The organism is Pseudomonas sp. PvP025 (genome assembly GCF_017832155.1).
Classification (GTDB): Bacteria; Pseudomonadota; Gammaproteobacteria; order Pseudomonadales; family Pseudomonadaceae; genus Aquipseudomonas.
Map to the genome: position 1 here is coordinate 2,384,530 of NZ_JAFIBJ010000001.1, position 14,465 is coordinate 2,398,994.

Consider the following 14,465-nt stretch of genomic DNA (forward strand, 5'->3'; position numbering starts at 1 on the left):
GTTCATGGGCCCTGGAGAACGCAGGCCGGTCGGATTAAACGGGCATCCTAGCCCGCTTCAAATAACGCCATGGCCTCGACATGTGCCGTCTGCGGAAACATGTCGAGGATCCCGGCACGTTTTAGCCGGTAGCCCTGCCTGACCAACTCAACCGTGTCCCGCGCCAGCGTGGCCGGGTTGCAGGACACATACACCACGCGCCTGGCACCCAGGCTGGCGAGTTTGCGCACAACCTCCTGGGCACCGTCACGGGGTGGGTCCAAGAGTACCGCAGAAAAGCCCTGTTTGGCCCACTCTGCGTCAGTCAACGGCTGGGATAAATCGGCCTGAAAAAACTGCGCATTATGCAAATTGTTGCTGCCAGCGTTGAGTGCGGCGCGGTCCACCATGGTCTGCACGCCTTCCACGGCGACCACTTCACGCACCTGCCCGGCCAACGGCAGGGCAAAATTGCCCAGGCCGCAAAACAGGTCCAGCACCCGCTCATCGGCCTGCGGCGCCAGCCATTGCAACGCCTGGGCGACCATCGCCTCGTTGACCGCGGCATTGACCTGAACGAAGTCTCCCGGCCGGTAGGCCAGCTCCAGGTCCCATGCATCCAGGCGAAACCCCAGGGGTTGATCAGGCTCTACAGGTTCCGGCTTGCCCTCGCCCTGCAGCCACAGCTGGGCGTCATGAAACGCGCAAAACTCCTTGAGCACCAGCAGGTCCGCCTCGGACAGCGGCGCCATATGCCGCAGCAACACGGCAATCGATGACCCGCTAAACAACTCCACATGCCCCAGCGCCTGAGGCTTGCTCAAGCGGCGCAGCATGTTCGGCAGACGCTGCATGATCGGTTGCAAGGCCTGTACCAGCACCGGGCATTCATCAATGCCGACAATGTCCTGGCTGGCCACGGCGCGAAAACCCACCTCGAGCTTTTTCGCCCTGGCATCCCAGCGCACCGCAACCCGCGCGCGCCGTCGATAGCCGAACTCCGGCCCGCTCAAGGGCGCTGCCCACTCCTGCGGTTCAACACCTGCCACGCGGGACAGTTGCTCGGCAAGCATGCGCTGCTTCAGGGCAAGCTGTTCGTCGTGGGGCAAGTGCTGCACGCTGCAACCGCCGCAGCGACCGAAGTGCGCGCAGGGTGCCGGGCGACGCAGTTCGCTGGCGGTGAACACACGTTCAGTACGCGCCTCGACCACCTTGCCGTGAGCGCCCAGAACCCGTGCCTCCACGTCCTCGCCAGCCAGTGCACCGTTGACGAACCAGGTGCGGCCTTCAAAGAACACGATGCCCCGGCCATCGTTGGCCAGGCGCTCGATGGTCAGGCGTTGCTTTTTGCCCACGGGAATCTGTGGCGCCCGGCTGCCGCCCGTCGGTTGGAAGCGCAGGCCTCTCTCATGTTTGGCCATCAGTTGGGTTCGTCGAAGATGCCGGTCGACAGGTAGCGGTCGCCTCGGTCACAGATGATCGCGACGATCACCGCGTTTTCAACTTCCCTGGACAAGCGCAACATGCCGGCCACCGAACCGCCGGACGACACGCCGCAGAAGATGCCTTCTTCACGGGCCAGGCGGCGGGTAGTGTCTTCGGCTTCACGCTGGGCCATGTCGATGATGCGGTCCACCCGCGTCGCGTTGTAAATTTTGGGCAGGTACTCTTGCGGCCAGCGACGGATACCCGGGATCGCCGCGCCTTCCATCGGTTGCAGGCCGACGATCTGGATCGCCGGGTTCTGTTCCTTGAGGTAGCGCGAGTTGCCCATGATGGTGCCGGTGGTACCCATGGAACTGACGAAATGGGTGATGGTGCCGCCAGTCTGGCGCCAGATTTCCGGGCCGGTGGTAGCGTAGTGCGCCTCGGGATTGTCGCCGTTGGCGAACTGGTCCAGCACCTGGCCACGGCCTTCGGACGCCATGCGATCGGCCAGGTCACGGGCGCCTTCCATGCCCTGCTCCTGGGTCACCAGAATCAGCTCGGCACCGTAGGCCGTCATCGCAGCCTTGCGCTCGGCGCTGGAGTTGTCGGGCATGATCAGGATCATCCTGTAGCCCTTGATCGCCGCAGCCATGGCCAGGGCGATCCCGGTGTTGCCTGAGGTCGCTTCGATCAGCGTGTCGCCGGGCTTGATCTGCCCGCGCAGCTCGGCACGGGTGATCATCGACAGCGCCGGGCGGTCCTTGACCGAGCCGGCGGGGTTGTTCCCTTCGAGCTTGAGCAACAGGGTATTGCTGGTTTCACCCGCCATGCGTTGCAAGCGAACCAGAGGCGTATTGCCGACGCAGTCGGCGATTGTAGGGTACTGCAAGGTCATGGCGTATTCGCAATCCAGACTGCGGGGGCGAACATCATACCGGGAAAGGTCGGCGCGCCATATCACGCAAAGTTCGGTACTTATGCCTCAAAGATATAAGCATCAGATCAGCCAATGACAAAGTCCGTCCACTCGCGATCGGTCAACTCCGCCACCAGAGCGTTTTCGGCCGTTGCCCTGGCTGCCTGCAGGGTTTGGACATAGCGCAAGTATTCGCCCTCCGTCATTACAGCGTCTGCAACCTTGTTGCTGGCGATCTCCATCAGTCGATCATAGCCGCGCAGTGTCGTGGCAACACGGCTGCGGTATTTGCGCTTCAGAAACTCCACCCAATGCTCCCTGCTGCGCAGGTGCAGAGGCCAGTTCATGCCCACTTCCTCACGCAAAATGCTGGCACGCAGCGTGTCTACGGAGAGGTTGTCGGGTTGTGCCAAGGGGACGTTGAAGCGTGAAGCAAGCACCAGCGGCAGATCAAGACTCGCCGCCAGAGCGATGCGATAACTGTGGATTCGCGTAAATGCCTGCCAGCGTGTCTGGCCCGGAAAGTGGCGACTGACGTGCTGGCTGATGGAGTCCAACCGACGCAGCGCCCGGTAATAATGCACAAACGCCGGACCGGCGTTTTGTACGTCCGTGGCGAGCATTCGATACGGTAGCCTGAGCAATTCCAGCTCATGCAGGCTCAACAGGCAACCGTCGATTCCTCCGCTCATGTAACCATAGGGCCGCACGGAATAAATCTGCTCCCCTCCCCCGTGAGACAAAGCCTCGTCGACCAACTGCCACACCCGCCGCGTGATCGTTTCGCGCAGGGTGCGATGGCCCACATCAGCGAACAGCGGATAATCAGCGATATTCCCCAACAGCTCGAAAAAATAGTCCGCCATGGGCTGTGCCTGCAACGCCGCCCAGTCCAGTTGCCGCGCCTGGACTTCGCCAGCCGGCAGCAACGCCAACCAACGATCGGCGCGCTGATCGGAAGAGGCGGAAGGCGCCCAAAGCCCGAAATCAATGTCCGGCTGCCCCTGCCGCTCACCGATTCGGCGCAATAGCTGCCGTGCTTCGGGCGAAAGCGGGTTACCCCGCAGGTTCATCGCCCGATGAACGTCAGGGTAGATAAACAAGTCCGTCTCGGCCAATTCCCTGATCGCATTGTTGCGCAGGTCAAAACTGCGCAGTGCCTGTAGGGTCACGGCCCCCAGCGGCAAGCGGTCCAGGCCGCAATTGCGCAGGTTAAGCTCACGCAAGTGCGTCAGCGCATAGAGTGACAGCCGCCGCCCCTGGCCCAGTGGATTGACCGATAAATCAAGGTTCCTCAAACCGGTCAGCGCAGCCAGTCGATAGGTGTCCTGCAGGTTGAACCCGAGCAGGTTATTGGAAAGGTTGAGCACCGCCAGGTGAGCCATCCCGTCGAAATCCGGTAGATGACTGAGGCGGTTACCTTTGAAGGAGATCACTCGAAGCCCGGGGAAGCTTCGCAGAAACCGATCAGGTAACTCGGTCAGATAATTGCCATTGACGTTCAGCACTGTCACGTGGCCGAAATGGGCGCTCAGTGTCGGCAGGCTTGTGAGCTCCAGATCATCCAGGTTGAGCTCTTCGATAATGCCAGGCGTCAGGCCCTCCTTGGCCCAGCAACGCTGAATCCGGGCCACCGCCAGGGCCCGCGAGCGGACTGATACAGCATCGTTCGCCCCAGCCGAAGCGGCGTCGCGCCACTGCTGCAGGCCCACGTCCAGCGCGTTTCGTTCGCGCACCAGATAGTCGATCATTACAGTGCGCTCATCCGTCGAATCACCTGCCTCGCGCAGCAACGCCACCATCTCATCGTCGCTCCTGGAGGGGTATAACGCGCGCAACCGACCGACTTGCTCACGGACCATCGGGCCAAGTCCTTCACGGCCGCTGAGCGGGTAACCGATGCGCCCATCAGCCAGGCGCCGTGGCGGGTTGAAGCGTGGCCGACGGTCGATGTCGAGCACCGTATCAGCGCTCTCCAACGTGTGCCGCTCGCGTTCAGCAATCGAGCGTAAAAGCTCCTCGGGCCCGGATGCGTGGGTGTAGCCCAACGCCTCGCGTTCCGCCTTCGGCAACGCTGTCAATAAAACCGTCAGGAACGGTCCAGGGCTTCCCACCGCTTTGCGCTCACCGTTGTCCAGGGGTGTGTACGCCTGGTAGTGGTGAGAAACCGGTTCAAGCATCCGCCTGAGTGCGGCGCCCTCAGGGCCGATGCTGTCAATCAGACGGCCTCTCTCCCACACCTCGACGCGCAGGTGGGCAGGCCAACCCCGAAGGTCCGGCAGCGCACGCATGATCAGCCTCGTGCTGTCCTCATTCGCCGCCAACCTGCTATACAAGCCTTCCACGGCCCGGACTCTGCGCGAGTACTTCAACGTCCGGCGAATATCCGGTGTAAGGCTCAATGGAAGATGGCCCGCCTCCAGGCTTCGCTGCTGCGCCGGGGTGATAGCGTAGACCAGATCGCTGGCAGCCCAAGCCGGCAACCCGGGAAAATACCGCTGCAGCACGCGAGCATGGGGGTTTTTCGACGGCAGCGCTTTTTTCTGACGCAGTGCCTTGTAGAAATGCCGTTCCATCTGCGCCTTGTCGATCCTCACCCCGGTTTCAAGCAACGCAACCTGCTCGGCCCGCGCGACACCTGAACGCCCAACCAGCTCATCGGCCAGATCAGGCCCGACCTCGCCCAGCACTTGATCAAAAAAATCCCGGCCCGTTTCCATACCGGTGATCACCCGCTGCTGCAGCGTGTAACGCTCGACGGTGTCCACCAGAACCGCTGGCGGGCGTTCGTTGCGCACATGCACTCTGCGCAGCATGTCCGACGTCACTGCGCTGATCTGCTGGATCTGCTCAATGGCATCCGGCGACAGCGCGCGCGCCAACGGCCCCAGGCGATAAAAAGGTTGTTGCCCGTCCCAGGTCAGAGGGTTTTCCCCTTCATGGCGCCAGGCACCGTTGCCATTGTGGGTCAATACAGGGGAATACGCGTCATTCAAGGACGGATGCTGAACGCGCCAGGCCCCGAGCACCTCATCGTTGAAGACCTTGAAGTACTCACCTTCGATGAACAGGTAGTGATCCGTTCCCCGTCGGTAAAGGCCCAATGCGTCGGGTTCGGGGGAAATACCGGTGGTGTCGGTGGTAACCGCGTAATGCTGAATTTCACCTCGACAGGGGTAAAACGATCCGTCAGGCATACGGTTGCGCAGCATTGCATGGGCGACCTGATGACGTAAATCGGCGATGCCTTGCGCACTCAATCCCAGCTGCAGCCTGTCCCCTTCCGAGAGCTGACTGACGATCGCTTCATAAAAGCTGTCAGTTCCACTCAATGTCGCTCCGGTGCGTAACTGATGATGGTTGTACGCTGCAAAACGCCCACGCAACTGATCAATGACGACCACATTGCGATCCGCTGGTCCCCTGGACACGTAGGGAACCGCTTGCCCTGCGGGGCTGACCACCAATCGTTGGCCGGTCAGGTCGCGCAGCACAGCATCGGCAAACTCGAAGGCCCAGTTGCAGGTTTGTCGGTCGAAGCGTCGCCCATGAAACAACCCATCGATGATCTTTTCCCGGCGAGCCACCACCCGGGCAGCGCGCAACGCCAGGTAAAGCGCCTCGGGTTGCAATTGCGACGCCAGCAACTGGGCCTGTTGATGCTCGGAAAGCGGATGCTCGCGCAATACCTCGAGCAAACGCGCCAGGCTAATGTCGGGGTGCAGCGCGCGCAATTGGGTAATCACGGCGGGAACCGGCGTGTCCAGGGTGACGCGATCAGGCAGCAAGGCGTGTACCGCCACGCTGGCCCCGCTCGCCGCAGAGCGGCTGAACTCGGCAAACCGTGTGAGTGCTTCAAACAGATCCGGTTTCAGGGCCCTGGCTTGCAGGGCGAGTTGTTGACCAAGCGCGTGTTCGCCCGCCGGAAAGTGCTCAGGCAGCAACTCGATGATGGCGTTGGGCAAATGGGCAGTGAACTGTTGCGGCGTGCCGTAGGCGAACTGATGGTTTTCCAGTGCAGTCACGCTGACCACGGCGGTCGTCTGAACGAAGCCGCCCTTGCTGTAGCGTCGTACTTCCACGCCCTGCTGGTTGGCAATACTCAGCGCGATGTCCGCTGGCCAGGCTGGCAGCTGGGTGAGCAACGGAGCGAGCACGTCAACGGCTTCAACCGGCACGGTACGCGTGGGGTCGACTCCCTCGCCAACCCAGTCGATCAGCCGGTCAGCCTGGAACCGCTCAACGGCGTCGACCAGTGAAGCCGAGGGTTGCGCTCCGGCCCAAACCTGCTCCAGCGTCTCCTGCGAGGTGGTACTGCTCACAAGGATCACCTGCATCTCACGGGCTGGCGCGTCCGAACCGAGCATGGCCTCCAGCACCTTGGGGGCGGTTGGCTCGCGATGTTCAGTGACGCCACGCGCTTCGGACAATCGCCGATACAGGCGCTGATGACGACGCTGCACGCTTTTAGCCAGGGGCGTGTGCAAGCGACCGCTGATAAGCAGATCAGCCAGGTCCGCGAAGCCCTGGAGCAAGTCGCCCGGCTCACCTTGCATCGCCTGACTGCCGCCCTCGACCAGCGCTTGCTCCAGCGCCACGAACATCGCAATGGTGCGCACCCGCCCCAGGCCTTTCAAGGCCCCCGGCACGGGAATCAAGAGCACATTGAGGATTTCGAGGGCCAGGGTCTTGAACACCTCAAGCAGCGTCGTCATGAAGCCCGGCGTTTGATGGGCCATTTCCTGCAGGTTGGCTCGACACCGCTTGATGTAGAAGTCACTGAGGCTTACGACCGGCACTTTCTCTACGGTATTTCTGACGTAGCCGATCCTTCCGACCGTATCGACTGGCGGGATGGCCTTAGCCAACCGGTAAACCAAATAAGCGACCCCTTCAAAGTCGGTGGGCGCCGGTGTGACCTTGGCGATTCGCTTCAGACGCGCACAGTCGCGCAGCGACATTATCGGGTACAGCCAATCGACGTTTCCCTGTCGGAAGGCGCTATCAAAGACCACTCGAAAATGATCGCAAGCTCTGCGGTGACTCTGAAAATGACGCAGGGCGCCCCCCGGACGGCTGGGGAAAAAACTGAACGCGCCCTTGCAGCCAGCGACCGAAAACACCAGGTGGGGGATGTTCAACCGGTCGCCTGGCGGCGTACCCACGTAGTGCCCGGTAAGTCCTATGGGCTGAGGTATCCAGCTCGCATTGTCGACACCGTGGGGGATAAACAGCAGCATTTCCTCCTTGGATCCCCAGCTTGCCTTACCGCTCAACGCACGCTGGATCCATTGATATTTTTCTCGGTCAATGCCGCTGGTGACGGTGTTTCTCAGCGCTTCTATCAGCGCGAAAGCAAACTCAGCCGTCGCCAGCGCCGTCACACTGCTACCCAGTGAGCCCGTGGGTTTCAGCGCATCGTCGAGTCGTTGGCGCAACTGCTCGCCCAGATTGAGCCTGCGCACCAGCGCGATGAATTCAGCGGCCGTGGCCTTGACGTGGGTATCCAGGTAACTGGCATCCGCCAGGCCGGTACGGCCAGGGTAGCTCCACCCGGTCAGGCCGTCATAATTGAGGCAGGCAGCGTCCCACAGGCTGAGGCTGGCGACCTTGACTACGCCTTCGGCTGCACGCCGCACGCGCTGTTCAGGTGGCAGGTAGCGGGTATAAATGCGCGAGTTGACCGGATCGATATCCTGTCCGGTCAAGGCCTGCAACTCGGCGCGTAACAACGCCATGGCCTGCTGCTCAAATGCGTGAGTCAGGTCCCTGACGTTTGTTTCCATGCTGCGTTGTGCATCAATACAGGCTTGTTGCAGGCGCACATAGTCGTGCTTTTCCTGGTCGTTGAGTCCGCCAAAAAACGCGTCGAACCTGATTCGCAGAACATCCAGGTTTTGCAGGGCAGACCATTGCGCACGCGTCATCAATGGCGCGCGGCGCTCAGCCATGAATTCGGCCAACGGGTCAGTGGGCGCAGGGGGGTGAGAGGGCTCGGGCATTTCGGGTGTTCCTGAAAAGCCCAGCCTATCCCGTGATTGGCGCCAGGCCCGGTAGCTATGTAGCGCCGTGGTTTCTTTCGAAAACCGCTGGACCCATCGCTGCAATCTGCCCTTCGATCAGTGCCTCGAAGGGTTTGAGCAATGGCTCGAACGACTGCGGTGCTTCCAGCACCTGCAGTGCCTGCACAATCGCCTCCACCGTCGACAACGCCCCAGGTCCCGGCGCCTTGCGCAACCGATAGCGCGACACGCCGCCCTCGGCCAGGGTGACCCGTGGCAATGCCGCCAGCAACGGGTTGAGGTGCAGCAGCTTGCGCGCCTTGCGCCAGGTGCCATCAGGCACCACCAGCAACAGCGGCTGATCGCTCGGCACATAGGCCTGCAACGGCTGGGCATCGTCGCCCGGAAACAACAGGCGTGCCTGATATCCGGGCGGGTTCAACAAGGTCGCCAGATCATCGAACACCTCGCCCACCCGCAGCTGCGCGTTATTCAGACCCAATGCCGCGAGGCGCGCGGTATTGAGCGCATGGTTGACCTCGCTCGGGTGCTGCAACAGCAACACGCGGGTGCGGCTGTCCAGACTGGGGATCAGCGCGCACAGGCAATGGCTGGCAGGCCTGAGGCAACGGGAACATTGGGGTCTGGACATGATTTATCGGGCCTGGTTGAGCTGCGCCTTGAGCAGGTCGCGAAAAGTCTGGATCAGCGGCTCGCGGCTGCGACCGCGGCGTATGATCATCGAGAACGGCGCCTGGTAACCGAAGGTCGCGGGCAACAGCACGCGCAGGTCACCCTTGTCGGCCCACGCCTGGGCATAGTGTTCGGGCAGGTAACCGATATAGGCACCGGACAGCACCAGGATCAGCTGCGCTTCCATGCTTTCCACGGTGGCGGCGCTGTGCTTGAAGCCGTGGCGCGCCAGCTCCGCCTGGCTCCAGTAACCGCGCCCGACCATGCGCTGCTGGGTGATCAGCTGTTCGGGAATACGCCGCTCGCTGAACAGGGGATGACGCGTGCTGCAATACAACCAGTGCTGCTCGCGGTACAGCGGCATGTAGATCAGCCCGCTCATACGGGTGGAGAAAGCGCCAATGGCCAGGTCAAGACGATTGTCCTGCACACCGAGCTGCAGTTCATAGGGGCTCATCACCGACAGGTGCAGGTGCACCGCAGGGTGTTCGAGGCTGTAGGCGCCGATCACTTCTGCGAACGGCAGGGCCTTGTCGCTGACCGTGGAGTCGAGCACGCCAAGTCTGAGCGTGCCCCGCAATTCACCCTTCAGCGCGGCGGCGTATTGCTCGAAGCCTTCCAGTTCGCCAAGCAGGCGCAGGGTTTCCTGATGAAACAGTTCGCCTTTGCTGGTGAGGCTGAACCCGCCCCGGCCACGATGGCACAGCACCAGGCCCAACGCCGCTTCCAGCTGGCTCATGTAGGTGGAAATGGCCGAGGTGGACAAGTTGAGTTCGTGCTGGGCAGTGGCGAACCCCTGATGCCGCACGACGCTGACGAAGATGCGCAGGAGTTTCAGGTCGGGCAAGGCGCTGGCCATGGAGTCTCCAGAGGCACACACAATCGAGCGAGTTTAACCGCCGGCATCAGTTTAGAAAAATCTGAACTAAGTATTTGCCGCTGGCGATTCTTCCCCTCGCTGGCTTTTCGCAGAATCGGCCCCCTGACACACTAAAACGATGAGGCACTCGCGTGGACAAGATTTTCCATCAACCACTGGGCGGCAACGAAATGCCGCGCTTCGCCGGCATCGCCACCATGATGCGCCTGCCACACCTGCCAACGGCCAGGGGCCTGGATGCCGCTTTTGTCGGCGTGCCGCTGGATATCGGCACCTCGCTGCGCGCCGGCACCCGCTTCGGGCCGCGTGAAATCCGCGCCGAGTCGGTGATGATCCGCCCCTACAACATGGCCACCGGCGCCGCACCGTTCGATTCGCTGTCGGTAGCGGACATCGGCGACGTGGCGATCAATACCTTCAACCTGCTGGACGCTGTGCGCATCATCGAACAAGCCTACGATGACATCCTCGAACACAACGTGATTCCTCTTACCCTGGGCGGCGATCACACCATCACGCTGCCGATCCTGCGGGCAATCCACAAGAAATACGGCAAGGTCGGGCTGGTGCACATCGATGCCCACGCCGACGTCAACGACCATATGTTCGGCGAGAAAATCGCTCACGGCACCACCTTCCGCCGCGCTGTCGAGGAAGGCCTGCTCGACTGCGACCGCGTGGTGCAGATCGGCCTGCGTGCCCAGGGCTACACCGCCGAAGACTTCAACTGGAGCCGCAAGCAGGGCTTTCGCGTAGTGCAGGCCGAAGAATGCTGGCACCACTCACTCGCGCCGTTGATGGACGAAGTACGCGAGAAAGTCGGCGGCGGCCCGGTGTACCTGAGTTTCGACATCGACGGCATCGACCCGGCCTGGGCGCCCGGCACCGGCACCCCGGAAATCGGCGGGCTGACCACCATCCAGGCGATCGAAATCATCCGCGGCTGCCAGGGCCTCGACCTGATTGGTTGTGATTTGGTAGAAGTTTCACCGCCCTACGACACCACCGGCAACACCTCGTTGCTGGGCGCCAACCTGCTGTACGAGATGCTCTGCGTGCTGCCTGGCGTGGCACGCCGCTGATGAGTGCACTCGTGCACTGACTGCCAACGGGGCCGTAGATCCCGAGGCACCTGATTCTTGCTTTGCGTATTTGCGCAGCCGTCTGCCGCCAGCTCGCCCACAAAAAATATAATCGGAGAACCGCCGTCATGGCTTTGGATTTATTCGTCGTACTCATCTACGCCGCCGGCATGCTCGTGCTCGGCTATTACGGCATGCGCCGTGCCAGGACCCATGAAGATTACCTGGTGGCCGGGCGCAACCTGGGCCCGTCGCTGTACATGGGCACCATGGCCGCCACGGTGCTGGGCGGCGCGTCCACCGTCGGCACCGTGCGCCTGGGTTACGTACACGGCATCTCCGGCTTCTGGCTGTGCGCTGCGCTGGGCATGGGGATCATTGCGCTGAACCTGTTCCTGGCCAAGCCGCTGCTCAAGCTGAAGATATTCACCGTCACCCAGGTTCTGGAAAAGCGCTACAACCCCATGGCACGGCAGGCCAGCGCGGTGATCATGCTGGCCTACGCGGTGATGCTGGGCGTGACGTCGGTGCTGGGGATCTGCACCGTACTGCAGGTCTTGTTCGGCCTGCCCTTCTGGAGTTCATTGTTGCTGGGCGGTGGTGTGGTGGTGGTGTACTCGACCATCGGCGGCATGTGGTCGCTGACGCTGACCGACATTGTGCAGTTCGTGATCAAGACCGTCGGCCTGATGTTCATCCTGCTGCCGATCTGCCTGTACCGCGTCGGTGGCTGGGATGAACTGGTGAACCGCCTGCCCCCTTCGAGCTTCAGCTTCACGGCAATCGGCTGGGACACGATCATCACCTACTTCATGATCTACTTCTTCGGCATCCTGATCGGCCAGGACATCTGGCAGCGAGTGTTCACAGCGCGTGACGCGAAGGTCGCCCAATACGCCGGCACATTCGCCGGCTTCTACTGCATCCTCTACGGTCTGGCCTGCGCCCTGATCGGCATGGCGGCGCATGTGCTGATCCCCGACCTGGATAACGTCAACAACGCATTTGCCGCCATCGTCAAACTGTCGCTGCCGGACGGCATTCGCGGCCTGGTGATCGCTGCGGCGCTGGCGGCGATGATGTCGACCGCCAGCGCCAGCCTGCTCGCGGCCTCCACCGTCCTCACCGAAGACCTGCTGCCACGCCTGCGCGGCGGCAGGCAGTCGAGCCTGGGCATCAACCGTTTGTTCACCTTACTGACCGGGGCGGCAGTGCTGGCTATCGCGTTGATGGTCAGCGATGTGATCAGCGCGCTGACCCTGGCCTATAACCTGCTGGTGGGCGGCATGCTGATCCCGCTGATGGGGGCGATTTTCTGGAAACGTTCGACCACATCGGCGGCCATTGCCTCCATGACGTTGGGCTTTTTGACCGCACTGGTGTTCATGTTCAAAGATGGGCTGGATGCGAACACGCCGATCTACTACAGCCTGGCGGTGGGTTTGGTGACTTTTGTGGGGATGAGTGCGTTGTCGCGTAAACCGCAGGCGGCTGCGGTTCGCGTGGTTTAACCACGAGCACAACGTAAATGTGGGAGCGGGCTTGCTCGCGAAGGCTGTGTATCAGTCAACCTTTCAGCGACTGACACACTGCCTTCGCGAGCAGCCCGCTCCCACACATTAATGCTTAGCGGCGACGCGGACGACGCTGCTCGTCATCGGTGCGGATCGGCACCGGTTGCAGGGGTGGCTCGATCAAACCGAGTGCCACGCCGAGGTCATGGAGCCAGTTGTGGATTTTCTCTTTCATGGTTGCCCCCCTTGAGGGTGTGCGAGTCGGCGGATATATGTCGCCGTTTCCTACACTGATAGTAGCCCTAAGTCCTACGTAATGCTTGAACGAAACCACAACTAACTATTACTGAATGGATCCGGATCCTGACGCTTCGTTCAAGCTATCACACGCTGAGGGTTAGCCGGCAACTATCGGGGCGCCAACCCTTACCTGCTCACGGCGCGCCAGTATCAGAAAAAACAGCCCGCCCAGGAAGCACCCGGTGAACCAGGCAAAGTTGGCCATCCCCTGCAATGCCGGCGTGAAGGTGATCGCCACCCCCACCAGCGTCGCTGGCACCAGCGCTTTTACCGCCGTCCAGTTCACTCCGCCGTCGAAGTAATAGCGCCCGCTCGGGCTGTCATCGAACAGGGCATCCACGTCGATTTTCTGTTTTTTGATCAGGTAGAAGTCCACCAGCAGAATCCCGAACAGCGGTCCGATGAATGCCGCGAGGATATCCAGGGTGTAGTGGATCATCAGCGGGTTGTTGAACAGGTTCCATGGCGTGATGAAAATCGACGCGACTGCAGCGATCATTCCGCCGGCGCGCCAGCTGATTTTGCTCGGCGCGACATTGGCGAAATCGAATGCCGGGGATACGAAATTGGCGACGATATTGATACCGATGGTCGCGGTGACGAAGGCAAAGGCGCCCAGCAGTACGGCCATGTCGTTGTCGATGCGCGAGACGGTGGCGATCGGATCATGCAGCATTTCGCCAAACACCGGCAAAGTCCCCGAGACGATCACCACGGTCACCAGGGAGAACGCCAGGAAGTTTACCGGCAGCCCCCAGAAGTTGCCGCTCCGCACATCCTGCATGCTGCGGCAGTAACGGCTGAAATCGCCAAAGTTCAGTGTTGGCCCGGAGAAGTAAGACACCACCAGCGCAGTCGCCACGATCACCTGACCGAATGCCTGCCAGCCCGACAGGGACTTTTCGGCCAGGGTGAAGCTGATGTTGCTCCAGCCCGCTTTCCACACGATCCAGCCCGCCAGGGCGAACATCACCGCATACACCACCGGCCCCGCCCAATCGATAAAACGACGGATCGACTCCATCCCGGCCCAGAACACCGCCGCCTGCAACACCCACAACGTCAGGAAACCAAACCAGCCCAGGTAAGACAGGCCCGCGAAGTGCGGCTCTGCATATACCGCCATCTGTGGGAAAAAGCGCAGCACCACAATGATCAAGGCACTGGACGCCAGGTACGTCTGAATGCCGTACCACGCCACCGCAATCAGGCCGCGAATCACTGCGGGAATATTTGCCCCGAATACGCCGAATGCCAGCCGGCAGATCACCGGGTACGGCACCGCAGCCTGCTGACTCGGCCTGGCGACGAGGTTGGCGATCAACTGCACGATACAAATGCCGGCCAGCAACGCGATCAGCACCTGCCAACTGGCCAGGCCCAGCGCAAACAGGCTGGCGGCGAACACATAGCCGCCGACGCTGTGCACATCGCTCATCCAGAAGGCGAAGATGTTGTACCAGGTCCATTTCTGCGGCAGCGGGCCCAGGTCCTGGTTGTACAGGCGTGGGCTGTAGCCTTTGGGCAATTGTTCGGTCATCGCTTGGCTCCTCGAAATACCGGCCTGCGCATCCGTAACAGGGTGCATACGGGAGGCGGCATGGTTTGTATACGAGGTAGTCAGCAGATTGCGTGCCAATAGCACACAATCCCTCTGGAACGGCGCTCCAA

9 protein-coding genes are annotated in these 14,465 nt (G+C 61.5%); 2 read left to right on the forward strand and 7 right to left on the reverse strand.

Features of this window, described 5'->3' with window-relative positions; translation table 11 throughout:
* Positions 1–47 precede the first annotated feature (47 nt).
* The 5 genes from rlmD to JOE32_RS09895 all read right to left on the reverse strand — a co-directional run bounded on the left by rlmD (position 48) and on the right by JOE32_RS09895 (position 9,877).
* Positions 48–1,400 carry a 23S rRNA (uracil(1939)-C(5))-methyltransferase RlmD gene (gene rlmD / locus JOE32_RS09875; RefSeq protein ID WP_209983565.1) on the reverse strand — a complete coding sequence of 451 codons (1,353 nt, stop codon included), beginning with the start codon at positions 1,398–1,400 and terminating at the stop codon, positions 48–50.
* On the reverse strand, positions 1,400–2,302 hold the full coding sequence (gene cysM / locus JOE32_RS09880; protein WP_209983567.1) for a cysteine synthase CysM: 903 nt from the start codon (positions 2,300–2,302) through the stop codon (positions 1,400–1,402). Before cysM ends, rlmD begins: the two co-directional genes overlap by 1 nt.
* A 107-nt stretch (positions 2,303–2,409) precedes the next feature.
* Entirely contained in the window at positions 2,410–8,274 is a 5,865-nt protein-coding gene (locus tag JOE32_RS09885; protein WP_245229006.1) for a DUF6543 domain-containing protein, read from the reverse strand.
* Between the two features lie 106 nt (positions 8,275–8,380).
* Positions 8,381–8,977: a DTW domain-containing protein gene (locus JOE32_RS09890; protein ID WP_209983569.1), complete on the reverse strand. Its 597-nt coding sequence runs from the start codon at positions 8,975–8,977 to the stop codon at positions 8,381–8,383.
* A 3-nt stretch (positions 8,978–8,980) separates the two neighbouring features.
* Positions 8,981–9,877 carry a LysR family transcriptional regulator gene (locus tag JOE32_RS09895; protein ID WP_209983570.1) on the reverse strand — a complete coding sequence of 299 codons (897 nt, stop codon included), beginning with the start codon at positions 9,875–9,877 and terminating at the stop codon, positions 8,981–8,983.
* A gap of 152 nt (positions 9,878–10,029) precedes the next feature.
* Between JOE32_RS09895 and speB the strand changes: the two genes are divergently transcribed.
* Positions 10,030–10,980, forward strand: a complete 951-nt coding sequence (gene speB, locus JOE32_RS09900) for an agmatinase (protein WP_209983572.1) — start codon at positions 10,030–10,032, stop codon at positions 10,978–10,980.
* A gap of 128 nt (positions 10,981–11,108) precedes the next feature.
* Positions 11,109–12,491 carry a sodium:solute symporter gene (locus JOE32_RS09905; RefSeq protein WP_209983575.1) on the forward strand — a complete coding sequence of 461 codons (1,383 nt, stop codon included), beginning with the start codon at positions 11,109–11,111 and terminating at the stop codon, positions 12,489–12,491.
* Positions 12,492–12,606: 115 nt separating this feature from the next.
* Here JOE32_RS09905 and JOE32_RS25130 read toward each other — a convergent pair whose 3' ends face one another.
* Together JOE32_RS25130 and JOE32_RS09910 are read right to left on the reverse strand one after the other, a co-directional pair.
* Positions 12,607–12,729 carry a PA1414 family protein gene (locus JOE32_RS25130; RefSeq protein ID WP_015372621.1) on the reverse strand — a complete coding sequence of 41 codons (123 nt, stop codon included), beginning with the start codon at positions 12,727–12,729 and terminating at the stop codon, positions 12,607–12,609.
* A gap of 162 nt (positions 12,730–12,891) precedes the next feature.
* Positions 12,892–14,334, reverse strand: coding sequence for an NCS1 family nucleobase:cation symporter-1 (locus JOE32_RS09910; protein ID WP_209983577.1), 1,443 nt, complete (start codon positions 14,332–14,334; stop codon positions 12,892–12,894).
* Between the last annotated feature and the right edge of the window lie 131 nt (positions 14,335–14,465).

Excerpts from the sequence above, each read along its gene's own strand:
- rlmD (WP_209983565.1), bottom strand. The coding sequence starts at position 1,400 with ATGGCCAAACATGAGAGAGGCCTGCGCTTCCAACCGACGGGCGGCAGC.
- JOE32_RS09905 (WP_209983575.1), top strand. The coding sequence starts at position 11,109 with ATGGCTTTGGATTTATTCGTCGTACTCATCTACGCCGCCGGCATGCTC.
- JOE32_RS09890 (WP_209983569.1), bottom strand. The coding sequence starts at position 8,977 with ATGTCCAGACCCCAATGTTCCCGTTGCCTCAGGCCTGCCAGCCATTGC.
- cysM (WP_209983567.1), bottom strand. The coding sequence starts at position 2,302 with ATGACCTTGCAGTACCCTACAATCGCCGACTGCGTCGGCAATACGCCT.
- JOE32_RS09910 (WP_209983577.1), bottom strand. The coding sequence starts at position 14,334 with ATGACCGAACAATTGCCCAAAGGCTACAGCCCACGCCTGTACAACCAG.
- JOE32_RS09895 (WP_209983570.1), bottom strand. The coding sequence starts at position 9,877 with ATGGCCAGCGCCTTGCCCGACCTGAAACTCCTGCGCATCTTCGTCAGC.
- JOE32_RS09885 (WP_245229006.1), bottom strand. The coding sequence starts at position 8,274 with ATGGCTGAGCGCCGCGCGCCATTGATGACGCGTGCGCAATGGTCTGCC.
- JOE32_RS25130 (WP_015372621.1), bottom strand. The coding sequence starts at position 12,729 with ATGAAAGAGAAAATCCACAACTGGCTCCATGACCTCGGCGTGGCACTC.